This window comes from Pseudomonas sp. EpS/L25, from assembly GCF_001512295.1.
Classification (GTDB): domain Bacteria; phylum Pseudomonadota; class Gammaproteobacteria; order Pseudomonadales; family Pseudomonadaceae; genus Chryseomonas.
In genome coordinates this window covers 1,043,055-1,069,809 of record NZ_LNUP01000002.1, presented here as the reverse complement: position 1 = coordinate 1,069,809, position 26,755 = coordinate 1,043,055, and the positions used below count along the sequence as shown (strand labels likewise).

Annotated in this window: 27 protein-coding genes, 1 tRNA gene and 2 pseudogenes; 13 read left to right on the top strand and 17 right to left on the bottom strand. The window is 64.0% G+C overall.

Annotation, left to right across the window (positions count from 1 at the left end; all coding sequences use genetic code 11):
- Window positions 1-21 precede the first annotated feature (21 nt).
- The 4 genes and pseudogenes from AR540_RS25225 to AR540_RS24600 all read left to right on the top strand — a co-directional run.
- Window positions 22-816, top strand: a complete 795-nt coding sequence (locus tag AR540_RS25225) for a hypothetical protein (RefSeq protein WP_153014174.1) — start codon at window positions 22-24, stop codon at window positions 814-816.
- A 62-nt stretch (window positions 817-878) separates the two neighbouring features.
- Entirely contained in the window at window positions 879-1,751 is an 873-nt protein-coding gene (locus AR540_RS24605; protein ID WP_082706918.1) for a LysR family transcriptional regulator, read from the top strand.
- Window positions 1,752-1,890: 139 nt separating this feature from the next.
- The gene (locus AR540_RS25220) at window positions 1,891-2,661 is read left to right on the top strand and encodes a hypothetical protein (protein WP_153014173.1); all 771 of its coding nucleotides are present in this window, start codon (window positions 1,891-1,893) and stop codon (window positions 2,659-2,661) included.
- A gap of 135 nt (window positions 2,662-2,796) precedes the next feature.
- Window positions 2,797-3,392: pseudogene (locus AR540_RS24600) on the top strand (TraI domain-containing protein); the annotation flags it as partial.
- 150 nt (window positions 3,393-3,542) lie between these two features.
- Here the strand turns inward: AR540_RS24600 and AR540_RS06020 are convergent.
- From AR540_RS06020 to aspS, 15 genes are all read right to left on the bottom strand, one after another.
- A tRNA-Lys gene (locus tag AR540_RS06020) sits at window positions 3,543-3,618 on the bottom strand.
- Between the two features lie 59 nt (window positions 3,619-3,677).
- The gene (gene queC / locus AR540_RS06015; RefSeq protein ID WP_059226945.1) at window positions 3,678-4,352 is read right to left on the bottom strand and encodes a 7-cyano-7-deazaguanine synthase QueC; all 675 of its coding nucleotides are present in this window, start codon (window positions 4,350-4,352) and stop codon (window positions 3,678-3,680) included.
- A gap of 2 nt (window positions 4,353-4,354) precedes the next feature.
- The gene (gene queE, locus AR540_RS06010) at window positions 4,355-5,005 is read right to left on the bottom strand and encodes a 7-carboxy-7-deazaguanine synthase QueE (protein ID WP_177339193.1); all 651 of its coding nucleotides are present in this window, start codon (window positions 5,003-5,005) and stop codon (window positions 4,355-4,357) included.
- A gap of 71 nt (window positions 5,006-5,076) precedes the next feature.
- Window positions 5,077-5,901: a tol-pal system protein YbgF gene (gene ybgF, locus AR540_RS06005; RefSeq protein ID WP_059226941.1), complete on the bottom strand. Its 825-nt coding sequence runs from the start codon at window positions 5,899-5,901 to the stop codon at window positions 5,077-5,079.
- A 6-nt stretch (window positions 5,902-5,907) separates the two neighbouring features.
- The gene (pal, locus tag AR540_RS06000; RefSeq protein ID WP_059226938.1) at window positions 5,908-6,423 is read right to left on the bottom strand and encodes a peptidoglycan-associated lipoprotein Pal; all 516 of its coding nucleotides are present in this window, start codon (window positions 6,421-6,423) and stop codon (window positions 5,908-5,910) included.
- Between the two features lie 59 nt (window positions 6,424-6,482).
- Window positions 6,483-7,781: a Tol-Pal system beta propeller repeat protein TolB gene (gene tolB, locus AR540_RS05995; protein WP_059226936.1), complete on the bottom strand. Its 1,299-nt coding sequence runs from the start codon at window positions 7,779-7,781 to the stop codon at window positions 6,483-6,485.
- The gene (tolA, locus tag AR540_RS05990; protein ID WP_059226933.1) at window positions 7,778-8,878 is read right to left on the bottom strand and encodes a cell envelope integrity protein TolA; all 1,101 of its coding nucleotides are present in this window, start codon (window positions 8,876-8,878) and stop codon (window positions 7,778-7,780) included. The genes tolB and tolA overlap by 4 nt, the downstream gene beginning before the upstream one ends.
- Window positions 8,878-9,324, bottom strand: coding sequence for a protein TolR (gene tolR / locus AR540_RS05985; protein WP_059226932.1), 447 nt, complete (start codon window positions 9,322-9,324; stop codon window positions 8,878-8,880). Before tolR ends, tolA begins: the two co-directional genes overlap by 1 nt.
- Window positions 9,325-9,335: 11 nt before the next feature.
- Window positions 9,336-10,028, bottom strand: a complete 693-nt coding sequence (gene tolQ, locus AR540_RS05980; RefSeq protein ID WP_007160332.1) for a protein TolQ — start codon at window positions 10,026-10,028, stop codon at window positions 9,336-9,338.
- Between the two features lie 2 nt (window positions 10,029-10,030).
- Window positions 10,031-10,480, bottom strand: coding sequence for a tol-pal system-associated acyl-CoA thioesterase (gene ybgC / locus AR540_RS05975; protein WP_059226930.1), 450 nt, complete (start codon window positions 10,478-10,480; stop codon window positions 10,031-10,033).
- Between the two features lie 51 nt (window positions 10,481-10,531).
- The gene (ruvB, locus tag AR540_RS05970) at window positions 10,532-11,584 is read right to left on the bottom strand and encodes a Holliday junction branch migration DNA helicase RuvB (RefSeq protein ID WP_059226928.1); all 1,053 of its coding nucleotides are present in this window, start codon (window positions 11,582-11,584) and stop codon (window positions 10,532-10,534) included.
- A 4-nt stretch (window positions 11,585-11,588) separates the two neighbouring features.
- On the bottom strand, window positions 11,589-12,191 hold the full coding sequence (gene ruvA / locus AR540_RS05965; RefSeq protein WP_059226927.1) for a Holliday junction branch migration protein RuvA: 603 nt from the start codon (window positions 12,189-12,191) through the stop codon (window positions 11,589-11,591).
- 46 nt (window positions 12,192-12,237) lie between these two features.
- Window positions 12,238-12,798: a crossover junction endodeoxyribonuclease RuvC gene (ruvC, locus tag AR540_RS05960; protein ID WP_059226925.1), complete on the bottom strand. Its 561-nt coding sequence runs from the start codon at window positions 12,796-12,798 to the stop codon at window positions 12,238-12,240.
- Entirely contained in the window at window positions 12,798-13,544 is a 747-nt protein-coding gene (locus AR540_RS05955) for a YebC/PmpR family DNA-binding transcriptional regulator (RefSeq protein ID WP_059226922.1), read from the bottom strand. Before AR540_RS05955 ends, ruvC begins: the two co-directional genes overlap by 1 nt.
- A gap of 110 nt (window positions 13,545-13,654) precedes the next feature.
- Window positions 13,655-15,430: an aspartate--tRNA ligase gene (aspS, locus tag AR540_RS05950; protein ID WP_059226920.1), complete on the bottom strand. Its 1,776-nt coding sequence runs from the start codon at window positions 15,428-15,430 to the stop codon at window positions 13,655-13,657.
- Between the two features lie 212 nt (window positions 15,431-15,642).
- Here aspS and AR540_RS05945 point away from each other — a divergent pair, with 212 nt between their 5' ends.
- From AR540_RS05945 to AR540_RS25965, 3 genes and pseudogenes are all read left to right on the top strand, one after another.
- A complete protein-coding gene (locus tag AR540_RS05945; RefSeq protein WP_059226917.1) occupies window positions 15,643-16,113 on the top strand; it encodes a Dps family protein in 471 nt (156 codons plus the stop codon).
- A gap of 166 nt (window positions 16,114-16,279) precedes the next feature.
- A pseudogene (locus AR540_RS26260) lies at window positions 16,280-16,588 on the top strand (cold shock domain-containing protein membrane protein); the annotation flags it as partial.
- Window positions 16,589-16,702: 114 nt separating this feature from the next.
- Window positions 16,703-16,918, top strand: coding sequence for a cold shock domain-containing protein (locus tag AR540_RS25965; RefSeq protein ID WP_160923550.1), 216 nt, complete (start codon window positions 16,703-16,705; stop codon window positions 16,916-16,918).
- 56 nt (window positions 16,919-16,974) lie between these two features.
- Here AR540_RS25965 and AR540_RS05935 read toward each other — a convergent pair whose 3' ends face one another.
- Window positions 16,975-19,065 (bottom strand): LTA synthase family protein, encoded by a 2,091-nt coding sequence (locus AR540_RS05935; RefSeq protein WP_059226914.1) that lies wholly within the window; start codon window positions 19,063-19,065, stop codon window positions 16,975-16,977.
- 317 nt (window positions 19,066-19,382) lie between these two features.
- On the opposite strand from AR540_RS05935, the gene AR540_RS05930 reads away from it, so the two are divergent.
- Genes AR540_RS05930 through AR540_RS05905 form a run of 6 tightly spaced genes read left to right on the top strand, consistent with a single transcriptional unit; the run spans window position 19,383 to window position 26,008 of the window.
- Entirely contained in the window at window positions 19,383-20,342 is a 960-nt protein-coding gene (locus AR540_RS05930) for an AAA family ATPase (RefSeq protein ID WP_059226912.1), read from the top strand.
- A 1-nt stretch (window position 20,343) separates the two neighbouring features.
- Window positions 20,344-21,282, top strand: a complete 939-nt coding sequence (locus AR540_RS05925; protein WP_059226910.1) for a DUF58 domain-containing protein — start codon at window positions 20,344-20,346, stop codon at window positions 21,280-21,282.
- Window positions 21,279-21,773 carry a DUF4381 domain-containing protein gene (locus AR540_RS05920; RefSeq protein ID WP_059226908.1) on the top strand — a complete coding sequence of 165 codons (495 nt, stop codon included), beginning with the start codon at window positions 21,279-21,281 and terminating at the stop codon, window positions 21,771-21,773. Before AR540_RS05925 ends, AR540_RS05920 begins: the two co-directional genes overlap by 4 nt.
- The gene (locus tag AR540_RS05915; protein ID WP_059226906.1) at window positions 21,766-22,764 is read left to right on the top strand and encodes a VWA domain-containing protein; all 999 of its coding nucleotides are present in this window, start codon (window positions 21,766-21,768) and stop codon (window positions 22,762-22,764) included. The genes AR540_RS05920 and AR540_RS05915 overlap by 8 nt, the downstream gene beginning before the upstream one ends.
- Window positions 22,761-24,428, top strand: a complete 1,668-nt coding sequence (locus tag AR540_RS05910; RefSeq protein ID WP_059226905.1) for a tetratricopeptide repeat protein — start codon at window positions 22,761-22,763, stop codon at window positions 24,426-24,428. Before AR540_RS05915 ends, AR540_RS05910 begins: the two co-directional genes overlap by 4 nt.
- Window positions 24,425-26,008 (top strand): BatD family protein, encoded by a 1,584-nt coding sequence (locus AR540_RS05905; RefSeq protein WP_059226903.1) that lies wholly within the window; start codon window positions 24,425-24,427, stop codon window positions 26,006-26,008. Before AR540_RS05910 ends, AR540_RS05905 begins: the two co-directional genes overlap by 4 nt.
- Here AR540_RS05905 and AR540_RS05900 read toward each other — a convergent pair.
- A complete protein-coding gene (locus AR540_RS05900; RefSeq protein WP_059226901.1) occupies window positions 25,996-26,661 on the bottom strand; it encodes a YceH family protein in 666 nt (221 codons plus the stop codon). The two genes, AR540_RS05905 and AR540_RS05900, sit on opposite strands and share 13 nt — an antisense overlap.
- Window positions 26,662-26,755: the final 94 nt, after the last annotated feature.

Below are 26,755 nucleotides of genomic sequence, written 5' to 3'. Positions count from 1 at the left end.
TTCAATCACGGCAAACTACCGTTGAACGAGCTACTTAATATTATAATGAAAGAGTTAGCAGCAGCTGGTCAAGTAATAGTACCTACGATTGACGAGCTTACCGAAAGATGTAGGCAGCTGCCACCGCTCCAATATCTGGAGCATGAAATTAATTCAGCTCAAGTTGCTAGACCTTGGCAAGCAGTCCTGTATGCAACAAATAGCATTATGGATCTCGTATGGCCAGCCATGCCCATGGAAGACAAGTTACGATTCTGGCCGTATATGAGCTGGTGGCTAAGCTACCGCGTATCTATTCCGATCGAAAACGCTCAAAGGATCTACTCGCTCCTAAAGTCGGGCCAGCTAAACATCATCACTGGAGAACTAACACTGGAAGCCCTACCCGACTCCGAGCTATGTGTTCGAGTAACAGGCAGAGGCGAAATAGAAGAATACAAATATGATGCAGTAGTTGTAGCTACTGGAACGCCTCGAGATCCATCGCTTCTGGACAATGAGCTGATACAAAACATGCTCATGCAAGGAATGGCGATAGCGGATCCTTTTGGCGGAATTCAAGTATCAGCCGACCGCGGATCACTACGAGGCTCCTCTGGAAGATTTGATGACAGGATCACCGTACTTGGCGAACTTACCAGCGGAACGTATTTCTTCACCAGCGCACTTGAGATTAATGCTAGGCACGCGGCCAATCGAGCAACCATCGTAATCGAGAAACTAGGCAATACCGGCAGACTGCCTGTAGAAGCACATGGCCATCATGCACCTGGATGGCAAGCAAAAAATTTCGGTCTAGACGCTTTCGCAACGTAGAACATGGTGGTAAAAGACGAATGAAGGAATGACGTTTCTGCGGAAATGCTGGCAGGTAGCTAATGAGAGTAAATCTAGATATTCAGGCGCTTCGGGTTTTCATAAAAATAAGCGAGTTACGCAGTTTTACTCGTGCTGCAGAAGCGCTTTACGTTACTCAACCAGCTATCAGCCAGCAGATCCGCCGTCTCGAAGAATCTCTTGAGGCTCAGCTTTTTATCCGAGACAACAAGCAGGCCTTATTAACTCTGGAAGGCGAAAAGCTTCTGAAATACGCACGAGAAATTGTGACATCCAACGATAAAATTGGAGAGATATTTGGTGAAAAACCTATTAAGCAAACAGTCACTATAGGCATGCCTGAACATTTCTGCGAACAGGTACTTCCCCAGATCATATCGGGAATGGCGTCACTGCTTCCATCTATTCAACTTATCGTCAAGGTCGCGCGATCAGTATTTCTTTCGGAGCTTGTCAACGATGGAAAGGTAGACGTCGGCTTAATAATTGATGAAATGGAACATATGCCTGAGACAATCTGGCATTCTCTGGCTGTGACGTGGTTTTCTAGTGAAAATCTTTCGCTTACTCAGGAAGGTCACATCCCACTGGCTTTATTTAAAGCGCCATGTGGCTTCCGTAGCCTAGCTATTCGCAAATTGGAAGAAAGCGGAATTCGCTGGCAATGCGCTTACGAATCGGAGGACCTAATTTCACTACGCTCGGCAGTACAAGCTGGCGTAGGAATCACGGTCCTACCTGATCTTTCCGACTCAAAGGGCTTGAGAAAACTGGATAACAGCGAGACACTGCCACAGCTTCCAAAATTCGCGGTAGGCCTTAAACAAAGAGACGGATGGAATCCGCCTTATAAACAAGATCTAATAAATATTATTCGTAGCGTCTGGACCAGCGAAAAAAATCTTCAGGCATAAGTTTTAGTAATTACCTACCCGACTGCAAAATCATCCTCGTCTCTATCGATATCTAGTTCGCCGGAAAACCCGCCAGTCCAGGAAGGGTCTTAAGTCAGCTATTTCTGCCGCTAAGCCCGCAGCACAAAAGGAAATCCTGGTGCCACTGAAGTCTGCTTCAAACAAGCTCGAATCACTCTGCCACATCCAAGATCTATATGTTTTCGAGCACAGCATTGGTAATCGACGAGAGATAATACCCATAATAACCGAGTACTCCGGCGCCACGCTGGACTTCGGCAAAGAGGGCCAATATGAATTCTTTAGGGTCAGGGGGGCAACGCGCGCTAGTAATAATTCCGCATTTCATCCGTGGCACAATCAGGTTTCCGTAACCATCTGCCACCTGACGCAGAAAATTAGAATTGGCCCAACTGGACAGCTCGTCATGAGGACAAAAGGTGTCGGATTAGGGCCATCCTTGATGGGCCATGTACTTTCATGGCTGGAGCTTAAAAATATTTCGGGATATCAGATTGATCCGGGGCAACTGTCATCGGTTGATGCAGCTACGGCTGCAGCGAGAGAGCAGCGAAACCGATTTTATATGGCTTTCGGATTTGAATTAAGCAATTACGATGGCACACAGACTGGCCTCGACGTTGTTGAAGGGTCTTTTACTGCTAAAAATGTTGGAGCGCTTTCCGTTCCTGATCGCTATAAAAATAGACTTAGGCCTTGGTTTGAATTTGCACCCCACCTCAAGGACGAACGTGAGACAGGGGTAAGAAGCCTTGCAAGCTTAAAAAAAATCGATAGATGGACGTATCAACTGTCTTGTCTTTCGAAAAAGTTTTTATCTCTTATGGGATGGCCGGAGCCATTCGAGACTAGACATATGCACAAGAAAAAACCATGGGAACCTGATTAACGCTGCAACGTTAATCCGATTCGATCTAAGTCGCGGGCGTCAACCGCAGGAGATTGAATTAGAGTCCACCTGGCAATGGCCCCTCACTCGCGCCAACGCTGGTGGGCCCATCGCACCGGGGCCGTCCATGCCCCCTCCCACGGACTAGAGATCGTCGTCTAAGCCCTGAAGATCCGGCAGAACTACCTCCTCCCCATCGTTGCGCCACCCGAGTAGCAAGCCACCCAGGCCGAAGCCTGGTCTGCAGCGGTCGCCTACTGCGTCCTCCATGACCTCGGCAAGATCGCCGTCGACATCGAAGTCGTCTTCGAGAACGGCACAGCCTGGCATCCCTGGGCATGGCCGCCTCGCCAAGCCCTACCACTTTCGCTATGTCATAGGTCGCGGCTACCAGCTTCATGGTGCTGCCTCAGGCCTCGTCTATGGCCAGATGCTGCCACTCCACGTCCTGGACTGGCTCAGCGCGTATCGTGAGCTTTGGTCATCACTGATCTTCGTGCTGGTAGGTCAGTACCTGCACGCCGGCGTCCTGGGCGAGATGGTCATCCAGGCCGAGCAGGCGAGCGTGACCTAGGAGCTGGGTGCGAATCCACGCCAGGCAATGAAGGCGCCGAAGAACACGATCCAACGCCAGTTGCGCCGACGGACTGCGTACCCTGGTCACCGAGAAATTCAAGCTGAACCAGCCCGATGGCCCTTTGGATGGATGGCTGACCCAGGAGGCGCTATGGTATCTCGAGATCAGGCGCCCTTAGGCCCTAAGTCAAAGCATACGCAATTTGACATCATCGAAACGCAGGGCTAGGTTCCGCCCCAGACGGCTGCTTTTCTTGGCTACGAGAAACGCAAAAACCCTCCTTGCGGAGGGTTTCTGGTGAAGATGGTGGGTCGTGTGGGATTCGAACCTACGACCAATTGGTTAAAAGCCAACTGCTCTACCGACTGAGCTAACGACCCGTTAGTGGGCGCCATTCTAGCGATTTTCTCAGGAGAATCAACACCCTAGATTAATTTTTTTATTGGTAGCGAGTGGGGTCGGCGATTCCGGCGGTCTTGAAGCCGTCGGCGCGCAGGCGGCAGCTGTCGCAACGGCCGCAGGCTTGGCCTTCGTCGTTGGCCTGATAGCAGGACACCGTCAAGCCATAGTCGACGCCCAGTTGCGTTCCAGTCTCGACGATCTGGGCCTTGGACATGAACTGCAAGGGCGCCTCGATCTTGAAGGCATCGCCTTCCACGCCGGCCTTGGTGGCGAGATTGGCCAGGCGTTCGAAGGCTTCGACGAACTCCGGTCGGCAATCCGGATAGCCGGAATAGTCCACGGCATTCACGCCGATGAACAGATGCCTTGCGCCGAGCACCTCGGCCCAACCCAGGGCGAGGGAGAGGAATACCGTATTGCGCGCTGGCACATAGGTGACCGGAATGCCCTCCCCCGGCGTTTCCGGCACGGCGATGTTCGGATCGGTAAGCGCCGAGCCACCGATGCCGTCGAGATTCAGACCGATCACCTTGTGCTCGACGACGCCCAACTGGCACGCTACCCGCTCAGCGGCGTGCAATTCGGCTCTATGGCGTTGGCCGTAGTCGAAACTCATGGTGTAGCAGGCGAAGCCCTGGGCCTTGGCCATGGCGACCACGGTGGCGGAATCGAGACCGCCGGAAAGAAGGATGACGGCTTTTGGCTGGTTCATGCTCAGTGTCCCGGTTCGTCGTTCCAGAGGAGCTTGTGCAACTGCAGTTGAAAGCGCACCGGCAGGTTGTCGGCCACGATCCACTCCGCCAGCTCCCGCGGTACGACCTGGCCATGGCTGGGCGAGAACAGTACCTCGCCGGCCCGCTGCTCCAGGCGATACTCGATCAGCTTGGAAACCGCCCACTCGTAGTCCTCACGGGAGCAGATGACGAATTTCACCTGATCGTTGGGCGTGAGATGGGCGATGTTGCTGTAGAGGTTGCGCCCCATCTCGCCCGATCCCGGCGTCTTGAGATCGACGACCTTGCTGACGCGCACATCGACGCCGCTGACGTCCAGCGCACCGCTGGTTTCCAGGGAAACCTGGTAACCGGCATCGCACAGCTGCTCGAGCAGCTTGAGGCAGTTGGGTTGTGCCAGGGGTTCGCCCCCCGTCACGCAGATGTGCCGCGGACGATAACTCGCGACCTGCCCCAGGATGGCGTCGAGGTGATGGATTTCACCGCCGGTGAAGGCATAGGCCGTGTCGCAGTACTGGCAACGCAGCGGGCAACCGGTGAGACGAATGAAGACGGTAGGCAGGCCGGCGGTGCGTGCCTCGCCCTGCAGCGAATAGAAGATCTCGGTAAGACGTAGGGTATCTTTTTGCATGGAAGCCACGGGCGTGACGGCTGAACAGGCCATCCGCCTCCGTTGCGGTAGATGAAAGAAAAAAGCCTGCGCTAGGGCAGGCTTTTCAGATCCCGCTGCGCCAGCTGCGCAGCGGATGTCCCGGGGTACTGGCTGATGACCTGCTGGTACATGCCCTTGGCCCGGTCGGTACGGCCGAGCTTCTGCTCGACCCCACCCAACTTGTACAGCGAATCCGGCACCTTGTTGCTGGTGGGATAGGCCTGACTGACCCTGGCGAACGCCTGACCTGCGGCCTGCAGATCGCCTTTGGCCAGATTCACCTCGCCCAGCCAGTACTGGGCATTACCGGCGTACTGACTGTTGGGATACTTGCGCAGGAAGGCATTGAATGCCTGACTGGCCTTGTCGAAATCCTTGGCTTTGATCAGGTCGAAGGCAGCGTCGTAGTACAGCTTTTCCTTCGCCGGATCGCCCGGCTCGTTGCTGGCAGCCGGAGCACCGGCCGGAGCGGGCGGTGTTGGCGTGGTATTGGCTGCGATGGCACCGTTCGGGGTGGCACCCGCAGCGGCTCCTGCACCTGCAGCAGGAGCGGAAGAAAGCTGGGATATTCGGCCATCCAGATCCTGGTAACGATCCAATCCTTCCTGCTTGAGCTGGCGGATTTCGTTTTCCTGGACCTCGACCTGGCCCCGCAGGCGCGCGATGTCGTCCTGCATCTGTTGCAACTGCATGAAGAGTTGACCCATGCCGGAAACGGGAGACCCGTTCCCGGCACTGGCCGCGCCTGCGTTGCCATAACCCTGCCCGGCGGACTGGGCGGGGGCATAGCTACCATCCTGTACGGGAACCTGAGCCCCGGCGACAACCGGTACACCGAGGGTCAGGGCGATCAAGAACTGCAGGCGCTTGGACATCGTTTATTACTTCTTCAGCTCAACGCGACGGTTCTGAGCCCAGGAAGCTTCGTCGTGACCGACGGCAACCGGACGCTCTTTACCGTAGGACACCACTTCCAGCTGGGCCGGGGAAACGCCTTGCAGGACCAGGTAACGCTGAACGGCCTTGGCACGACGCTCACCCAGAGCCAAGTTGTACTCGCGGGTGCCGCGCTCGTCGGTGTTACCTTCCAGAACGACGCGCTGGCCGCTGGCTTTCAGGTCACGGGCGTGGACGTCCAGAGCGCGCATGGCTTCCGGCTTCAGGTCGGAGCTGTCGTACTCGAAGTAGAAGACGGTGATGGCACGCAGGGCGGCTTCGTCGCCCATGCTGCCGTCGACGGCACCGGCGTTGGCACCGTAGCCAGCGTTCGGGTCGACAGCACCGGCGCCAGCGCCAGCGCCTTCACCGGAGGCGTCGCCACCCTTGGAGGAACAGCCCACGGCAACGGCCATAGCCAGAGCCAGTGCAGCGAACTTGCCGAATTTCAGCATTTCCATCATGTAACTCCTAAAAGAACCGCAATGTTGGTGTAACCAGGGACTTTTCTAATTGGCCGTCAGTTCAGGTAAGGAGACCAGGAAGGCTCGCGCACGTCACCTTGGGCGGTGGGAATAGGAATCCGAACGCGACCATTGATGGAGACAAGCATCAGTACGCCTCGGTCCTGCTGGCGGGTGGCGTAGATTAGCATGGTGCCATTGGGCGCGACAGTAGGCGAGTCGTTCAGGCTGGTGTTGGAAAGCACCCGTACAGAGCCGCGTTGCAGATCCTGCGCCGCGATCTGGAAATTGGTGAAACCTTCCTGGCGATGCACCATGACCAGGGTTTTTTCGTCCGCCGAAAGTTTCGGGTTGGCGTTGTAGTTACCGACGAAAGTGACGCGCTCAGCGCCTCCGCCATTGGCACTGGTTTTATAGATTTGCGGTTTGCCGGAACGGTCGGAGGTGAAGTAAATGGTCTGGCCGTCCTTACCCCAGAAAGGCTCGGTATCGATGGCCGAGTCATTCGTCACTCGACGAATGGCGCGCGAGCCCAGATCCATCACATAGATCTCGGGGTTGCCATCCTTGGAAAGGACGAAGGCCAGACGATTACCGTCGGGCGAAAACGCCGGGGCGCCATTCAGGCCTTCGAAGTTGGTCAGTTGCTCGCGGCGACCGGTGTCGATGTACTGCATGAAGATGCGTGGACGCTGCTGCTCGAAGGAGACGTAGGCGATACGCTTGCCGTCCGGGGCGAAGCGCGGCGACAGGATCGGCTCGCGGGACTGCAGCAGGGTCACCGAGCGGGCACCGTCGTAGTCGGCGCGCTGCAGGGTGTAGCGGGTGTTGGTGGCGGAGAAGCGCTCGGCGGTGACGTAGAGGATGCGCGTGGAGAAGGCACCCTTGACGCCGGTCAGCTTCTCGTAGGCCTGGTCCGAGATGAAGTGCGCCATGTCGCGCAGCTGATCGGTACCCCCCCCGACATTGCCGGTCATGACCTGCTGCTCGGTGGCGACGTTGAACAGGGCGTAGGTGATCTGCAGACGGCCGCCGTTGGGCACGACGTTGCCGACCAGTACGTAGTTGGCGCCCAGGGCCTTCCAGTCACGGAAGATCACTTCGCTGGCCTGGGTCGGCTGGCTGAGCATGTTCTGCCGCGGAATGGGCGAGAACACCCCGGAGTTGCGCATGTCGTCGCTGACGATGTTGGCGATGTCCTCCGGCAGCGGCTGACCACCCTGCCAACCGAACGGCACGACGGCGATCGGGATGGCGCGATCACTACCGCTGGAGATCACCAGCGGATCGGCCGCCTGGGCGGAGCCCACCACCAGGACCAAGCCCAGCAGGATGTAACGGATCAGGGTGTTCACAGACTCAGGTCCTCCGGTTTGAAGATCATGCGGCGCTGACGGTACAGCTGATCGAAGGTCTTGCGATCCAGCTGCTGCAGCTCGCGGATGCGACCGACGTTACGCACGGCCGATACCGCTGAATTATCGAATTCCTTGTTGCCACTGGAGCGCGTCACCGTAGCGCTGGTGATGGTGCCATCCGGCAGCATGTTGATCTGCACCTCGACGCTCATGCCGTTGCGCGCCGATTGCGGGCGGGTCCACTGCTCGCTGACCAGACGCACGATCAGGTCATCGAAGCTGGACGCCACTTCATCGCCCTGCTCATCGGCCAGGGCCTGCTGCCGCTGGGTGTCTTCCGACAACAGCTCGGCCAGGGCCTGGGCCTTCTTGTCTTCCGCCGCTTTGCGCGCAGCCGCCTGAGCGGCCTTCTTCTTGGCGTCGTCAGCCGCCTTCTTCTTCGCCGCTTCCGCAGCGGCTTCCTTCTTGGCCGCATCGGCAGCGGCTTTCTGCTTGGCTTCTTCCGCGGCCTTCTGCTTGGCCGCCTCGGCTGCCTTAGCCTTGGCCGCTTCGTCGGCTGCCTTCTGCTTGGCGGCTTCGTCGGCCTTCTTCTTGGCGATGTCCGCCTGCTTCTTCTGCTCGGCGGCCTGCTTGGCTTCCGCGGCCGCCTTGGCGGCATCCGCCTGTTTCTCGGCTTCAGCCTTGGCTTCGGCGGCCTTGGCCGCCGCTTCCGCTTGCTGCGCCTTTCGAGCGTCGTCGGCTTTCTTTTGTTCCGCGGCCTGCTGCTGGGCTTCCTTCTGCTCGGCCGCCTTGGCGGCCGCTGCTTCACGCTGGGCTTCCTGTTGCTGGCGACGCTGCTCCAGCTGCTCCTGCTCGTACTGCTTGGCAGCGGTCTTCTTCGCCTCACCCGCTAGTTTCTGCTCGGTCTGGACCTGGGCCGAGCTCTTGGATTTGAGCTGGACCAAGGTCGCCTGGACGACCGGGCGGGACTGGGGCAATTCAGGCGTGAAGGCGAAGCTGACGAACAGCAGGCCGAAGATCAGCACATGCAGGGCGACCGCCCAGATGACCGGCCAGAAATAACTCTCGGACGACGAAGGCTCGCGGTGTCGCATCAAGGCGCCTCGGTAATCAACCCGACGTTGGGTACGCCGGCCTGTTGCAAGGCCCCCATGGCGCCGGCGACGACCCCATAGTTGGCGGCCTTGTCACCGCGGATGAACACCTGGGTGTCCGCACGTTGACGCATGATGGCACCGACCTGCTGACTCAGTTGTGACAGGGATACCGCGGTCTCGGACTTGGCTTTCTGATCGGTATCCACCTCGGAACCGACGTTCCAGTAGTAGGTGCCGTCGGCCTTCACCGAAACGGTGAGGATCTGCTTGTCGTTGTCCTGCGGCAGGGCTTGGCTGTCGACCTTGGGCAGGTCGACCTTGACGCCCTGGTTGAGCATGGGCGCCGTCACCATGAAGATGACGAGGAGCACCAACATCACGTCGATGTAGGGCACCACGTTCATCTCGGCGACGGGCTTGCGTTTCTTGCGGCGAGGGACCATGGGATACCTCTTTATTCGTCGCTGGTGTGGACTTTGCGGTGCAGGATGGCCTGGAATTCGTCCGCAAAGGTGTAGTAGCGGTTGATCAGCATTTCCGAGCGGGCGGCGAAGCGGTTGTAGGCCACGACAGCGGGAATGGCGGCGAACAGGCCGATGGCGGTGGCGATCAGGGCTTCGGCGATGCCGGGGGCCACGGTGGCCAGGGTCGCCTGCTGGGCGGTGGACAGGCCCCGGAAGGAGTTCATGATGCCCCAGACGGTACCGAACAGACCCACATAGGGGCTGGTGGAACCGACGGTGGCCAGGAACGGCAGGGCCTGCTCGAGCTTTTCTTCCTCACGGGAGATGGCGACGCGCATGGCGCGCGAGACGCCTTCCATCACGGCATCGGGATCGACACCGGGCTGCTGGCGGAGGCGGGAGAATTCCTTGAAGCCGGCACGGAAGATCTGCTCGACGCCGGAGTCCGGATCGGGGTTGCTGCCGGCCTGGCGATAGAGCTTGGACAGGTCGATGCCCGACCAGAACTTCTCTTCGAAGGCGTCCAGCGAACGCTTGGCGGCGCGCATGGCGTTGCCGCGCTGGATGATCATGATCCAGGACGTGACGGAGGCTGCGACCAAGATGAGCATCACCAGCTGTACCACCAGACTGGCGTTGGCGATGAGGCTCCACATGGACGTATGGTCGACGTTGGGTTGCACGCTTAATCTCCTGATTGAATTGACGCCGGATTTCCGGCAAGAACCGTTCGCATGGCTTCGGGCATCGCCCTGGGCCTGAAGCTGTCAGCACGCACGCAGGCGACCGTCACCCACCCTTCACAGAGCAGGACAGCGTCCCTGGCGCGCCGGACCTCCTGGTGAAACCTGAGGCTGGCGCGCTTCGCCTCGACCACCTCGGCACCGATCAGCAACTCGTCATCCAGCCGCGCGGGCGCATGGTAGCGCGCTTCGCTGCTGTGGACGACGAAGAGCAGACCGTCCCGAGCGAGTTCGGACTGGGCATAGCCCAGCGCGCGCAGTCGCTCGGTGCGGGCGCGTTCCATGAATTTGAGGTAGTTGACGTAGTAGACGATGCCGCCGGCATCGGTATCTTCGTAGTAGACACGACACCTGAGGACGGGCGACGACGGGCTCCGCGGTTGCGCGTGCATACTCTAGAACCTAGCCTCGCCGTTGCCAATCAGAAATGTTCGCAACTGCATTTAGTTACCATTGACCTCGAACAGATCGGGCGTACCGCCCTGGGCCAGGCGCGATGGCAGGTTCAGCCCGAAATGCAGATAGGCGTGCCGGGTCACCACCCGCCCGCGCGGCGTGCGCATGATATAGCCTTGCTGGATCAGATAGGGTTCCAGGACGTCTTCGATGGTGTGACGCTCTTCGCTGATGGCAGCGGCGAGGCTGTCCACCCCGACCGGCCCGCCGTCGAACTTGTCGATCATGGTCAGCAGCAGGCGGCGATCCTGGTGATCGAAGCCCTGGGCATCTACGTCCAGCAGGTCCAAGGCACGACCGGCGATGTCGTGGCTGATGTGCCCCTGCCCGCGCACCTCGGCGAAGTCGCGGACCCTGCGCAACAGCCGATTGGCGATCCGCGGCGTACCACGCGCGCGACGGGCGATTTCCAGGGCGCCTTCGGCTTCGATGGCCAGCCCCAGGATGCCGGCAGAGCGGGTGACGATGGTGGCCAGGTCCGCGGTGCCGTAGAACTCCAGACGCTGGACGATCCCGAAGCGGTCGCGCAGCGGATTGGTCAGCATGCCGGCACGGGTGGTGGCCCCCACCAGGGTGAAGGGCGGCAGGTCCAGCTTGATGGAACGGGCCGCCGGGCCTTCGCCGATCATGATGTCGAGCTGGTAGTCCTCCATCGCCGGATAGAGCACTTCCTCGACGATGGGCGACAGCCGATGGATCTCGTCGATGAAGAGTACATCGCCCGCTTCCAGGTTGGTCAGCAGCGCGGCGAGATCGCCCGGGCGCTCCAGCACGGGCCCCGAGGTGCTCTTCAGGGAAACCTGCATTTCCTGGGCAATGATGTTGGCCAGGGTGGTCTTGCCCAGTCCGGGGGGGCCGAAGATCAGGGTATGGTCGAGCGCCTCGCCCCTGCCCTTCGCGGCCTGAATGAACAGCCCCATCTGGTCGCGCACCACCGGCTGGCCGATATAGTCCGCCAGGCGCACCGGACGGATGGCGCGATCCTGGAAATCTTCACGGTCGCGACCACTGCCCGAGATGAGACGATCGGTTTCTATCATGGGATCAGACCATGCCCTTCAGGGCGCGACGGATGAGTTCCTCGCTGGAAAGGTCTTCCCCTTCCACGGCGGCGACGGCGCGACTGGCTTCCTGGGGTTTGAAACCCAGGGCGACCAGGGCGCTGACCGCATCGGCCTCGGCACTGGCGACGACCGGCGTCTGGTTCGGCAACACCAGCGGCGCGATGGTGGGCAGGTTTTCCCAGGCCTTGAATCTGTCCTTCAGTTCGACCAGCAGACGCTCGGCGGTCTTCTTGCCCACCCCCGGCACCTTGACCAGGACGGAGGTGTCCTGGGCCTGAACACAGCGAACCAATTCATCCACCTCGAGACTGGACATCAACGCCAGGGCCAGCTTGGGGCCGACACCATTGAGTCGGATCAGCTCGCGAAACAGCTCGCGCTCGCGTTTTTCCCCGAACCCATACAGCAGGTGCGCATCTTCCCGTACCACGAGGTGGGTATGCAATGTGACGACTTCACCTTGGGCCGGCAGCCGATAAAGGGTCGTCATGGGCACCTCGACCTCATAGCCGACTCCGCCCACGTCGAGCAGGAGATGCGGCGGCTGCTTTTCCGCCAGGGTGCCACGTAGACGACCGATCACAGGGATACCTTCCTAACGTTGGAGCGAGAGGGTTGAGCGGATAGCACTAGAGCCGCAGACGACCGCCACGGCGGCGGGTCGCCAGCAGGCCATGGGGGACCAGGCTCTGCCGGGTATGGGCGTGGCAGAGGGCGATGGCCAGGGCGTCGGAGGCGTCGATCTGCGGCTTCTCGGTCAGGCGCAGCAGGTGCATGACCATCAGCATCACCTGCTGCTTGTCCGCGCCGCCGCTACCGACCACCGCCTGCTTGACCTGGCTCGCGGTGTACTCGGAGATCTCCAGGCCACCCTCGGCACCAGCGACGATGGCCGCACCGCGCGCCTGGCCCAGCTTGAGCGCCGAGTCGGCATTGCGCGCCATGAACACCTGCTCGATGCCCATGGTCACCGGCCCGTATTGGGCGATGACATCGCGCACGCCGCGATAGACGATCTGCAACCGCTCCGGCAAGGGACCGTTGCCGGTGCGGATGCAGCCCGAGGCGACGTATTCGCAGCCGCGCCCGGTGTCGCGCACCACGCCGAAGCCGGTCAGCCGCGAACCCGGGTCGATGCCCAGCACCAGGGTACCGGGCGCATCGGGCGGCAGGCGCTCGTAGAGGGACATCAGCCGAGCTGCGCCATGACGTCGTCGGGGATGTCGGCGTTGGAGTAGACGTTCTGCACGTCATCCAGATCTTCGAGCATGTCGATCAGCTTGAGTACCTTCTGCGCGGTCTCCAGATCCAGGGTCGCGGAGGTCGAGGGGATCATGGTCACCTCGGCTTCGTCGGCCTTGTAGCCGGCCGCGGTCAGGGCTTCGTTGACGGCGATGAAATCGGCGAAGCTGGTGAAGACGTCGATGGAGCCATCGTCGTTGGCCACCACGTCATCGGCACCCGCTTCCAAAGCCGCTTCCATCAGGGCGTCTTCGTCCAGACCGGGAGCGTAGCTGATCTGGCCCTTGCGCTCGAACAGATAGGCCACCGAACCATCGGTGCCCAGGTTGCCGCCGCACTTGTTGAAGGCATGGCGAACCTCGGCCGCGGTGCGGTTGCGGTTGTCGGTCATGGCTTCGACGATGATGGCGACGCCGCTCGGGGCGTAGCCTTCATAGGTCAGTTCCTCGACGTTCTCGCCCTCACCGGCACCCACGCCACGGGCGATGGCCCGGTCGATGGTGTCGCGGGTCATGTTGGCGGTAAGTGCCTTGTCCACCGCCAGACGCAGACGGGGGTTGTCGGCCGGGACGCCGCCACCCTGGCGCGCGGCCACGGTCAGCTCGCGGATGATCTTGGTGAAGATCTTGCCTTTCTTGGCATCCTGGCGTTCTTTGCGGTGCTTGATGTTGGCCCATTTGGAATGACCGGCCATGAGCTACTCCACTGTCTTGAAGATGGCTGCGCCCGGCGACGAGGACCGCGGCGCAGCGAAAACGAAGATAACGGAGGACGTCCGCAGCGGCCGCCCTCCTCCGGTACGACTCATTCCGCCTTGGGCTGCTCGCGCAGGCGGATGTGCAACTCGCGCAGGGCCTTGGCGTCGACCGCGCCGGGCGCCTGGGTCATGACGTCGGCAGCACTCTGGGTCTTCGGGAAGGCGATGACTTCACGAATGGATGAGGCGCCGGTCATCAGCATCACCAGGCGATCCAGGCCGAAGGCCAGGCCACCATGGGGCGGCGCGCCGAACTTCAGGGCATCGAGCAGGAAGCCGAACTTCTCTTCCTGTTCCTCCGCGCTGATCCCCAGCACCTCGAAGACGGCCTGCTGCATCTTCTTGTCGTGGATACGGATGGAACCGCCGCCCAGTTCGGTGCCGTTGAGCACCATGTCATAGGCACGCGACAGCGCGGTACCGGGGTTGGCCTTGAGCTCGTCCGGGCTGCACTTGGGCGAGGTGAAGGGATGGTGCATGGCGGTCAGGCTGCCGTCGTCGTTTTCCTCGAACATCGGGAAGTCGACGACCCACAGCGGCGCCCACTGGCAGGTCAGCAGGTTCAGGTCGTGACCGAGCTTGATACGCAGGGCGCCGAGGGCCTCGGAGACGATCCTGGTCTTGTCCGCGCCGAAGAAGACGATGTCGCCATCCACCGCGCCGACGCGGTCGAGGATGACGTTGATGTTGTCCAGCGGGATGTTCTTGACGATGGGCGATTGCAGGCCCTCGACGCCGGCGGCGCGCTCGTTGACCTTGATGTAGGCCAGGCCCTTGGCGCCATAGATGCCGACGAACTTGGTGTAGTCGTCGATCTGCTTGCGCGGCATGCTCGCCCCGCCCGGTACGCGCAGGGCGGCGACGCGGCACTTGGGATCGTTGGCCGGACCGGCGAAGACCTTGAAGTCCACGTCCTTGAGCTGGTCTTCCACGTCCACCAGCTCCAGCGGGATGCGCAGGTCCGGCTTGTCGGAGCCGAAGCGACGCATGGCTTCGGCCAGGGTCATGTGCGGAAGCGTACCGAACTCGACGTCCAGCACTTCCTTGAACAGGTTGCGCACCATGGTCTCGGTGATGTCCATGATGTCTTTTTCATCGAGGAAGCTGGTCTCGATGTCGATCTGGGTGAATTCCGGCTGGCGGTCGGCCCGCAGGTCCTCGTCACGGAAGCACTTGGCGATCTGGTAGTAGCGATCGAAGCCGGCGACCATCAGCAGCTGCTTGAACAGCTGGGGCGACTGCGGCAGGGCGAAGAAGCTGCCGGGATGGGTGCGGCTGGGCACCAGGTAGTCGCGGGCCCCCTCGGGGGTGGCACGGGTCAGGATCGGGGTTTCCACGTCGAGGAAACCGTTTTCGTCCAGATAGCGGCGGATGCTGGAGGTGATGCGTGAACGCAGCTTCAGCTTCTCGGCCATCTCCGGGCGGCGCAGATCGATGAAGCGATAGCGCAGGCGGGTCTCTTCGCCGACATCGGTGTATTCGTTGAGCGGGAACGGCGGGGTCTCAGCTTCGTTGAGCACCTCCAGCTCGTAGCCCAGCACCTCAATGGCGCCGGACGCCATGTTGGCGTTGCGCGCGCCTTCGGGACGCAGGCGCACCTTGCCGGTGAGCTTGACCACGTATTCGCTGCGCACGCGGTCGGCCTTGGCGAAGGTCTCGGCGCGATCCGGATCGAACACCACCTGAGCCAGGCCTTCGCGATCGCGGATGTCGAGGAAGATGACCCCGCCGTGGTCACGGCGGCGGTGGACCCAACCGCAGAGGGTGATTTCCTGGCCGTCCAGGCTCTCGTTCAACTGGCCGCAATAGTGGCTGCGCATCATGGTCGTGGTTTCGCTTCTCTAGAACAGGCTGAATGCGTGGAGGCGCCAGGCCGGCAAGGCCAGGCGCTCGACTGAACGGGAGATTCTATATCATTCCATATCATTGTATCGAACATCACGGTGGCGCTCACGGCTCAACCACTGGCTAAACGGCCAGCGGTTCTGTGGTAGCCTCGGGGCCTTTCGCAACCGACCGCAAAGGAGCTGTCAGCATGGAAATCAATATCGGAATCGCCGAACAGGATCGCGCCCAGATCGCCGAGGGCCTGTCGCGCCTGTTGGCCGATACCTACACCCTGTATCTGAAGACCCACAACTTCCACTGGAACGTGACCGGGCCGATGTTCAATACCCTGCACCTGATGTTCGAGACCCAGTACACCGAGCTGGCCGTGGCGGTGGACGACATCGCCGAGCGCATCCGCGCCCTGGGTTTCCCGGCGCCGGGCACCTATGCCGCCTATGCCCGCCTGTCGAGCATCAAGGAAGAGGAAGGCATTCCGGACGCCCAGGAGATGATCCGCCTGCTGGTGCAGGGCCAGGAAGCCGTGGTGCGTACCGCCCGGGGCATCTTCCCGCTGCTGGACAAGGTCAGCGACGAGCCCACCGCCGACCTGCTAACCCAGCGCATGCAGATCCACGAGAAGACCGCCTGGATGCTGCGCAGCCTGCTGGCCGCCTGAAGCGACACTCCGCCGCGGGCACGCGTCCGCGGCGGTGCCACGATTGAGCGACCTTCACCTTTTGGGTTTAATAAGGACGCGCGTTCCGCGCCGGGTCACGCCGCTGCCGTGCATCGCCACAGCAGTTTCGGCAGATCCGAGTTCTTGACCCCAAGGTGATTTCACATTGAACACGTTATCTACTGTCCATGTCGTGGTGGGCGCTGCCGCGCTCCTGTTATCGGCCATTCCCGGACTGCAGTCCGATACCTCTTCCTTCGATCAACCCGAGTCCATCCATCTGGCCCTGCTGGGTCTTGCCACCCTCCTCTTCACACCCTTCTCCCGTAGCCGCAGCAGCGGCGCGCAGAAACTCGCCAGCGCCCTGTTGGTGATTGCCGTGGTGGTGCAGACCTTCATCCTCCTGGCACCGCTCACCCACATCGGCGGCCTTACCGCCGAACTGCTGCCCCTGGGGCTGACCCTGGTCGCGGCCCTGGCCAGCCTGCCGGAGAAGTTTCGCGCACCGGCTGGCAGCGCTGTCGCGACCGAAACGGAAAGCCGGCCGCGCCCGGTCGCCCGCCCTGCAGCGGCCGCGCCCGCACGCCCGCTGGCCGATGACCGCGAGCGGGGCACGGTGAAGTGGTTCAACACCTCCAAGGGCTTCGGCTTCATCTCCCGGGATACCGGCGACGACATCTTCGTGCACTTCCGCGCGATCCGTGGCGAAGGCCACCGCGTGCTGATGGAAGGCCAGCGGGTGGAGTTCTCGGTGATCCAGCGGGACAAGGGCCTGCAGGCCGAAGACGTGGTCATCGCCGCCTGATCGCTGCCGACCAAAGCAAAGGCCGCCCTTGGGCGGCCTTTTTCATGGGGCGAGGATTACTGCCGCTGGGCAGCGGCAGCCTTGCTGTCGGTCATGCCGGTGGTGTTGCCCAGCAGGCTGGCGGTGGCGGTCTGGATGAAGGCCTCCAGGCGCTTCTGCAGCGCGGGCACGCTGGCATCGCCCTTGAGCACCTCGCCACCCGCCTCGGTGCCCAGGTGATAGCGATAGAGCACGGCGTCGCGGTCGCGCGGCTTGACCAGGATGCGGTCGCCGGTCACCAGTGCCACGGTCTGGTCGCTGCCCGAGGGCTTGATCACCGCCACGCCCGGATCGCCCTGGGGCAGACCGAGCAGGTCGCGGCCCCAGCATTGGTGCTGGGTCGGCTGGCCGAAGCGGGCCAGGACGGTGGGCACCACGTCGATCTGGCTGCCGACGGTGTCACGGCGGGCACCGAAGGTTTCCTGCACGCCCGGACCGATCAGCAGCAGCGGCACGTTGAAGCGCGACAGATCCATCTCGGTGATCTGCTCGTTGTTGCCGAAGCCGTGGTCGCCGAGGATGACGAACAGGGTGTCCTGGTACCAGGGCTCGTTCTTGACCTTGGCGAAGAACTGACCCAGAGACCAGTCGGCGTAGCGCATGGCGGTAAGGTGCTCGTCGAGCGAGCCGTGCCCGGTGACCGGGGTGACCGGCAGGTCCTTGGGCAGCGCATAGGGCGTATGGTTGGACAGCGTCTGCAGCAGCGCATAGAAGGGCTTGCCGTCCGGCGCCTTGGCCAGCTTGTCCAGCTCCTGCACCGAACGGTCGAACATGTCCTGGTCGGAAACGCCCCAGGTCGGGTCCATGAACACCGGATTGACGAAGTCCTCACGACCGACGAAGCGGGTCATGCCCTGGTTGCTGAAGAAGCCGGACTGGTTGTCCCACTGGAAATTGCCGTTGTAGACGTAGACGTCGTCGAAGCCACGGGTGCTGAGCAGTTGCGGCAGACCGGAGAACTGGTGGGCCCCCTCGGGCATGCGCATCAGGTACTCGAAGGCCGGCAGGTTGGGGAAGCAGGCCATGGTGGCGAACATGCCCTGGTGGGTATGGGTGCCATTGGAGAAGAAGCGGGTGAACAGGGTGCCCTGCTTGGCCAGGGCATCGAAGTTCGGGGTGATGCCGTCCTGGTTGCCCAGGGCGCCTATGTAGCGACCGGCCATGCTCTCCATGAGGATGACCACCACGTTGCGCACCTGGGGCAGTTGACCTTCGGCCGGCGGGGTATAGATCCGGCGGACGGCGGCCTTGTCGGCGTCGATCAGTTCGTCGCGCGGGGTCAGCAGCAGTTGCCGGGTGGTGGCCAGGGCTTCGGCAGCCGGCATGGTGGCCTTCCAGCTGTTGTCGCGGTGATCGGAAAAGCTGTTCTCGGCGGCGTCGATCAGGGTCAGGGTGCCGTTCAGGCCGAGGTGGTTGGCGAACATCGAGTCGGTGGTGTAGGCGTCGCCCCAGCGCAGCGGCGGACCGGATCTCAGGGTGCCACGGGCGGCGATGACGGCCACCACCAGGCAGAGCATGAACACCGCGCCCCGGCGATACCAGGCGGCCGGCCGCGGCGCGGCATGACGCCGGGTGGCTCGCTCGATGCCGAAGAACACCAGGCCCAGCAACAGGGTCGCCACCGCCCAGGCCAGGAGCAGCCGCACCACCGGGAAGCCGTTCCAGATCATGCTGGTCACGGTGTGCAGGTCTTCCTGCATGTATTGGAACACCAGGCTGTTCAGGCGCTGGTGGAATTCCCGGTAGAAGTTCAGCTCGCCAACGCCCAACAGCAGGCAGAGGCTGGCGGCGAGGGTGAACCAGCCGGCCTGCAGTCGGCGCGCGGCCATGGCTCGCAGGCTGAACAGGCAGAACAGCGAGGGCGCACAGATATAGACCACCAGGCGCAGATCGAAGCGGGCACCGTTGAAGAAGGCTTCGGCAAAGGTAGAGAAGGGCGAATTGCCGATCAGGTCGGTGTTGTAGCCCAGCAGCGCCAGGCGCAACAGGGTGAACATGACCATCAGCGCCAGGGCGCAGCCGAGCACGAAGCTCAGGTGGCTACCCAGCGTCGGCAGCGGTCGCCGGCCGGCGCGGCGGGGGGATTGCGGGACATCCATTTGCGACATGTAAACACCTTGTCAAAGGAAGCGAGGATTCGCGGCGCGTGGCCGGCGACTCGGGACCGCCCACGCAGAGGCCTGGGGCGCGGTCGGCAGGCCGAGGAGTTTAGTCATCCGCGGTCGCACCGTCAGCATCGAGGAGTGCCTGACAGGCGAAGTGCGACGACGGTCGCGCCGGCAAACGCCCAGCCTGACGCAGGCGTCGTCAAATTTTCGTCAAGCCGTTGCCTGGCAACGACCTCCGCGCAGGCATGGGCGTCAGCCGCCGCTTGCAGTAAAATTGCGCACCTTTCATCGCTCCCGCGCCGTATTCAGGATGCCCCATGGCTCACCGTGACGCTCTGCAGGTGCTTCGCACCTATCTGACCAGCCAGATCCTCGGCCAGGAAGCCCTGGTGGAGCGGCTGCTCATCGCAGTGCTGGCGGATGGACATCTGCTGGTGGAGGGCGCCCCGGGGCTGGCCAAGACCAAGGCCATCAAGGACCTGGCGGAAGGCCTCGAGGCGGACTTCCATCGCATCCAGTTCACTCCCGATCTGCTGCCCGCCGATATCACCGGCACCGAGATCTATCGCCCGGATACGGCGACCTTCTCCTTTCAGCAAGGGCCGATCTTCCACAACCTGGTATTGGCCGACGAGATCAACCGGGCTCCCGCCAAGGTCCAGTCGGCGCTACTGGAAGCCATGGCCGAGCGCCAGGTGAGCATCGGCCGCACCTCCTATGCCCTGCCCGAGCTGTTCCTGGTGATGGCCACCCAGAACCCCATCGAACAGGAGGGCACCTATCCCCTGCCCGAGGCCCAACTCGACCGTTTCCTCATGCACGTCAAGATCGGCTACCCGGATGCGTCGGTGGAACGCCGCATCCTGGCCCAGGCCCGCGGCGAAGCCCTGGACGGCGAGACCCTGCCCACCGAGCGGGTCAGCCAGGCGGCCATCGCCGCAGCGCGGCGCGAGGTGCTGGGGCTGTACATGGCCGATGCCGTGGAGGAATACCTGGTGCAACTGATCATGGCGACCCGCACGCCGGGCCGCTTCGACCAGGACATGGCGCACTGGATCACCTATGGCGCCAGCCCACGCGGCTCCATCGCCCTGGATCGCTGCGCCCGGGCCCATGCCTGGCTGGCCGGCCGGGATTTCGTCAGCCCGGAAGACATCCAGGCGGTGGTCTTCGACGTCCTGCGGCACCGGATCATCCTCTCCTTCGAGGCGGAGGCTGCCGGCATCGATCACGACCGGGTGGTGCAGCGCATCCTCGACCTGGTGGCCGTGGCCTGAGATGCCCGAGCGCAGCGGCGTGACCTTGGGCCTGGCCGAGCTCATCGAGATGCGCCACCGGGTGGTCGAGGTGCAGCTGTTTTCCGCCGCCGGCCGCCGCAGCCCGTTGATCGGCCTGCATCACTCGCGCCTGCGCGGCCGGGGCGTGGACTTCGACCAGGTGCGGGCCTACCAGCCCGGTGACGATGTCCGGGCGATCGACTGGCGCGTCACCGCCCGTACCCGTGAGCCCCACACCAAGCTGTTCCACGAAGAGCGCGAGCGACCGGTCTATCTGCTCCTGGAGCAGAGTCCACGCACCTTCTTCGGCACCCGCGAGCAATTCAAGTCGGTGCTGGGCGGACGCCTGGCCGCCCTGATCGGCTGGGCGGTGCTGGAGCATAACGACCGCATCGGCGGCATGATCTTCGGTGGCGAGCGATTGCACGAGGTACGTCCAAGGCGCAGCAAGCAGAACCTGCTGCGCTTCTTCGATCATCTGATCAACGCCAATCGAGCCCTGCAGGACCCGGCGCTGGCCCAGGCGCCGCGGATCACCTTCAACCAGGTGCTGCGGCGGGCCCGGGAGGTGCTGCGCCCCGGCAGTCTGGCGCTGGTGATCTGCGACGAGCGCAGCCTCGACGTGGCGACCGAGCAGCATCTCACCTTGCTTTCCCGGCACAGCGACCTGGTGCTGCTGCCGCTCTCCGACCCCCTCGACCACGAACTGCCCCAAGCCGGTCTGCTGCGCTTCACCAGCGGCGGCGCCGAGGTCGAACTGGATACCGATCGCGCGGACGTGCGCCAGGGCTACGCCGACCAGGCCGCGCAACGCCGCGAGCGCTGGACCGAACTCAGCCTGCGCCTGGGCGTTCCGCTGCTTCCTTTGTCCACCGCCGCCGACCTGGTGGAACAACTGCGCCACCAGTTGCGCCAGCACCGTCCGGGGTATACCTCGTGAATCCCGGCCTCGCCAATCTGGAACCGTTGCGGCTGCCGCCGGAGGTCCCCTTCTGGCCACCCGCGCCGGGTTGGTGGCTGCTGGTGCTGGTCGCGCTGGCCCTGGGCTTCTTCCTGCGCCATCGCCACGGCCGGCGCCCGCTGGTCTCGGCACCAGTCGCCGAGCAGACCAGCGAAGCGGACCTGCGCACCACCGCGCTGGCCGAGCTGGCACGCCTGCCCCGTCCCTATGGTGCCCCGGCCGGCCCCTGGTTGCAGGCGCTGAACGCCCTGCTCAAGCGACTGTGCCGCGCCAGCTATCCGGACCAGATCAGCCAGACCCTGAGCGGTCGCGATTGGCTGGCCTTTCTCGACTCGCGCTGCCCGGCGGCGGGGCTGACGCGTTACATGATCCTGGTGGACGGCGGCTACCGCCCCGACTGCCGACTGGAAGACCGTACCATCGACGGGCTGCAGGACGCAGTCGCCACCTGGATCCGCAAACATGTTTGAGTTCGCCTGGCCCTGGCTCTGGCTGCTGGCGCCCCTGCCCTGGCTGCTGCGGCAACTGCTGCCCGCCGCGGACAGCGGCCAGGCGGCGCTGCGCGTGGACTTCCTCGGCGAACTCCAGCACCTCGGCGGCCGCTCGACCCGTCCCGGCAGCCTGACCGGCGTCCGTCGCCTGCTGCCCTTCCTGCTGGGCTGGTTGCTGATCCTGGCGGCGGCGGCACGCCCGCAATGGGTCGGACCGCCCCAGCCGCTGGACGTGAGCGGCCGCGACCTGCTGCTGGCGGTGGACGTTTCCGGCTCCATGGACACACCCGACATGCAGCTGGGCGACGAGAACGTCAGCCGCCTGACGCTGGTCAAGCAACTGCTCGGTCGCTTCATCGACAGTCGCCAGGGGGATCGCGTCGGTCTCATCCTGTTCGGCTCCCAGGCCTATCTGCAGGCACCACTGACCGCCGACCGCCGCACCGTCCATGCCCTGCTGGAAGAAGCCCAGATCGGACTGGCCGGGCGCAATACCGCGGTGGGCGACGCCGTAGGGCTGGCGGTCAAGCACCTGCGCAAGCGCCCGGACAACAGCCGTACCCTGATCCTGGTCACCGATGGCGCCAGCAACGGTGGCGTAGTGACGCCGGAGGTGGCCGCCACCCTGGCGGCGAGCGAGCGGGTGCGGGTCTATACCCTGGGCATCGGCGCGGAACCCGACACCCTCGCCGGCGGCCCGAGCTCGAGCGATCTCGACGAGCCCATGCTGCGGCACCTCGCCGAACTCACCAACGGCGCCTACTTCCGGGTGCGCTCCAGCGCAGAGCTCGCCGCGGTGTCGCGCCAGCTGGACCGTCTCGAGCCGATCCGCCAGCAGCCCGACCAGGCGCGTCCCACCAAGGAACTCTACCCCTGGCCGCTGGCCCTGGCGCTGCTGCTCGGCCTGGCCCTGACCCTCGCCCGCCTGCCCTTGCCCGACCACTGGCGCCGTCTGGGACGCCGGCCATGAGCGACTGGCTGCCGCTGTTCCTCCGCCCGGCCTGGCTGCTGGCATTGCTGCCGGTCGCCCTGGCGCTCTGGGCGCTGCGCCGTCGTCGCCATAGACACGGCAACTGGCAGGCCCTGCTGCCCCCGGCGCTGCAGCCCTGGCTGCTCAGCGACAGCGACCGGCAACGCTCGCCACTCGGCCTCGGCCTGCTCGGCGCCGCTGGCGTCCTGGCTTGCCTCGCCCTGGCCGGGCCCAGTTGGCAGGAAGGTGAACAGCAGAACTTTCGCCGCGATGACGCCCTGGTGGTGGTGCTGGCGCTGACCCCGGAGCTGCTCGCCACTGACGTACCGCCCACCCGCCTGCTGGCCGTGCAGCGCAAGCTGCAGGATCTGCTGAAGGCCCGCCAGGATGGCGAGACCGCCATCGTCGTCTACGCCGGTAGTGCCCACACCCTGGTGCCCCTGACCGATGACCTGCCGACCATCGACAACCTGCTGACGGCCCTGCGGCCCTCGATCATGCCGGTGCCCGGTCAGCGCGCCGACCTGGGCATCGCCCAGGCCCTGGCATTGCTCGGCCCGGCGCCGAGCGCCAGTGCCCGGCTGCTGCTCATCGCCAGCGAACTCGACAGCCGCGAACGCCAGGGTATCGAACGGCTGTTGCAGGGTCGCCTGCGCCAGCTGGCGATCCTCGGCCCCGGGACGCCCCAGGGTGCCCCGGTAGCCGCCGAGACCGGCAATTACCTGAGCGATGCCGCCGGCGGTATCCGCATCGCCCGCCTGGATGAGGGGCAGTTGCAGGACTTCGCCCGCGAACTGGGTGGGCGCTATCAGCGCCTGCAACGCGACGACCAGGACCTGCGCCGGCTGGGCCTGCTGGACCGCCCCGACGAGGTCCGCCTCAGCGCCGGCCAGGGTCCCACCGGCTGGCGCGACCAGGGCTACCTGCTGCTCCTGCCGCTACTGGTGCTGGTCGCCTGCGGGGCAAGGCGGGGCTGGCTGCTCTGCCTGCCCTTCTGCCTGCTGCTGACGCCGCCACCGGCCCAGGCCGGCGGCTGGGACGACCTCTGGCATCGACGCGACCAGCAGGCCATGCAGTTGCTGAGCGACGACCAGGCTGCCGCGGCCGCCGAACGCTTCAGCGATGACCGCTGGCGCGGCGTGGCGCTCTATCGCAGCGGCGACTACGCCGGCGCCGCCGCGGCCTTCGCCCGCGATCCGTCGGCGGACGGTCACTACAATCGCGGCAACGCCCTGGCCATGGCCGGTCGCTACGACGAAGCCCTGAAGGCCTATGCCGCCGCCCTGGTACTGCGCCCGGACCTGACGGCGGCCCTGCGCAATCGTAATCGCCTGGAGCGCCTGCTCGCCCAGCGTGCCGCCGCCCAGGCCGAAGCGGCGGCGCGGCGCCAGAAAGCCCAGGCCGCCGCCACCAACGCCAAGGCCGACGAGCCGAGCAGCGCCAGCAGCACACCCGAGACCTCCGCCGCGGCCAGCCCCCAATTCCAGGCCCAGGCCGGCGCGGATTGGCTGGTCAGCCCCAGCGCGGTCGACGATCCCCAGCAGGAAGAACAGCGCCAGGCCGCCGAGCAATGGTTGCGGGAGATCCCCGACAATCCCGCCGAGCTGCTGCGCCGCAAATTCTGGTACCAGCAGCAACAACGCGAGGAGACCGCGCTGCAATGAAGCCCTATCCGTTGCTCGTGGCGCTCGTCCTCACGGCGCCGGTCGCCCAGGCCGCAGATCTCAGCGCCCGCCTGGAGCGCAGCCAGCTCAGCGAGAACGAGACCCTCGAACTCATCCTGGAAACCACCGACCCCGCCCAGTTCGGCAAGCCCGACCTCGCCCCGCTGGACCAGGACTTCAAGGTACTGGGCGTCCGCCAGAACAGCCTGCCGCCCGGAGAACGGGTGACCACCCGCTGGAACGTCACCCTGCAGCCCAAGACCAGCGGCGCCCTGACCATTCCCGCCCTGACCCTCGACGGTGCCCGCAGCCAACCCCTGAGCGTCACCGTCGCAGCGCCTTCCGCCAAGCGCCACAGCCGCGAGCCCGTGTACCTGGAAGCGGCGGTGGACAAACCGCGGCTGTACGTCCAGGCGGAAACCATCCTGACCATTCGCCTCTACCATGCGGTGGCGCTCTACGACGACCACGTGCTCACGCCGCCCAATCCCAGCGACGCCCGCGTCGACCTGCTGGGGACGCCGCAGGTCTACGAACGTGACGTCGACGGCGTGCGGCACGGGGTGATCGAATGGCGCTACGCCATCCATCCGCTGCAGAGTGGTGCCGTGGTCCTGCCACCCCAGACCTTCAGCGCGACCCTCGCCGGCGGCATCGACGACAGCTCGAGGGCTGGTCAGCCGATCCAGCTGCGCACCCCGCCGCTGACCCTGGACGTCCAGCCGCAACCCGCCAGCTATCCAGCGCAGACACCCTGGGTCCCCGCGCGCAGCCTCAGCCTCACCCAGCAGTGGAATCCCGCACCCGACAGCGCCCGCGAAGGCAGCGCCCTGACCCGGACGCTGCAGGTCCGCGCCGAAGGCCTGGCGCCGAGTCAGTTGCCGCCCCTGGTGCTGCCCGAGGTGGAAGGCATCAAGCGCTATGCCGAGCAACCACGCCTCACGACGCAAACCCAGGCCCGTGGCCTGGTCGGCCTGCGCGAGGAACGCATCGCCCTGATCCCCACGTCCACGGGCGACAAGGCACTGCCGCCCGTGGAGGTCGTCTGGTGGAACACCGAGACCGATACCCTGGAGCGTGCGACCCTGCCGGCACAGACCCTGGCAGTGGCGGAAGACCCCGCCCTGCAGAGTGCCAAGGTGGCGCCCCAGGGCAAGGCCAGTCCCGTCGCGTCCGGCCTGTGGCGCTGGCAGCTGGCGACGGCCTTCCTCGCCCTGACCACCCTGCTCGGCTTCGGCCTCTGGTGGCGCGCCCGACGTCAACCGGCGGTACTGCCGACCGTGCCGGACGTGGACAGCCGCCTACAGCGCGAGGAACTGCGCCGCGCCTGCCAGAGCAACGATCCCCATGCCACCCGCCATGCACTGGACGCCTGGGCCCGGCAGCAGCCGGAGACCCTGGCGGCCATGGGCGCTCGCTTCGAGCCCCTGGCCGCGGCCCTCGATGACCTCAACGGCGCGCTCTACAGCGAAGCCGGCCAGCGCTGGCAGGGCGAAACGCTCTGGCAGGCGATCAATGCCCTGCCGCCGCTGACGCCCGAAGCCATCCACGACAAGCTACCGCCGCTCTATCCGCGCTGAGCGCCCTCCTCCAAGCGCGCCAGGCGCTCTTCGAGGGCCGCGATTCGGGCTTCCAGCGCGTCCAGTCGCCCTTCGCGACCGCCCGCGGCCGTCCCGCCCTCACCGGCGCTGCCCAGCTGGGCGACCTGGGCATCGCGCTCCGCCGGCGTGCCGAACAGATGCAGATAGCGCTCTTCGCGCTGCCCGGGTTGGCGCCCGAGACCAGTGGCCAGCCCTCGGGCGATCAGGCGCTCCAGGTGATGGCGCACCTGCTCGATATCGTCGAAGGCGTGCAGGCGGTTGCTACGGGCGAGCAACTCTCCCAGGGTCTGGGGACCGCGCAGGAACAGCAGCGCGCAGAGCACCCACTGGGGCGGCGGCAGCTCCAGGGCCTTGTCCAGCCGCTGCTCCCAGCGATCGGCACGACTGCCCATGACCAGGCGCGCCAGGCCGCGCTCTTCCAGGCGCCGCAGGGCCTGGCCCACCTCGCCCGGGGTGAGGTTCAGCACGGGTTCACGACTGGTCTTCTGATTGCAGGCCAGCACCAGCGCATTGAGCGTCAGGGGATAGGTTTCCGGCGTGGTCAGCTGCTTTTCGATCAGGCTGCCGAGCACACGGGTCTCGGCGATCTCGAGCGGTTCTTCGGCGAAGGCTGGGGTGGCGTCTTGGCTCATGGCGAACTCCGCAAGGATGACGCGCCAGCCTAGCCTGCCCTCAGAACCTGTTCAACGTCTCGCGAGCCAGAGCCAAAAACGGCCCGGGCGGCCC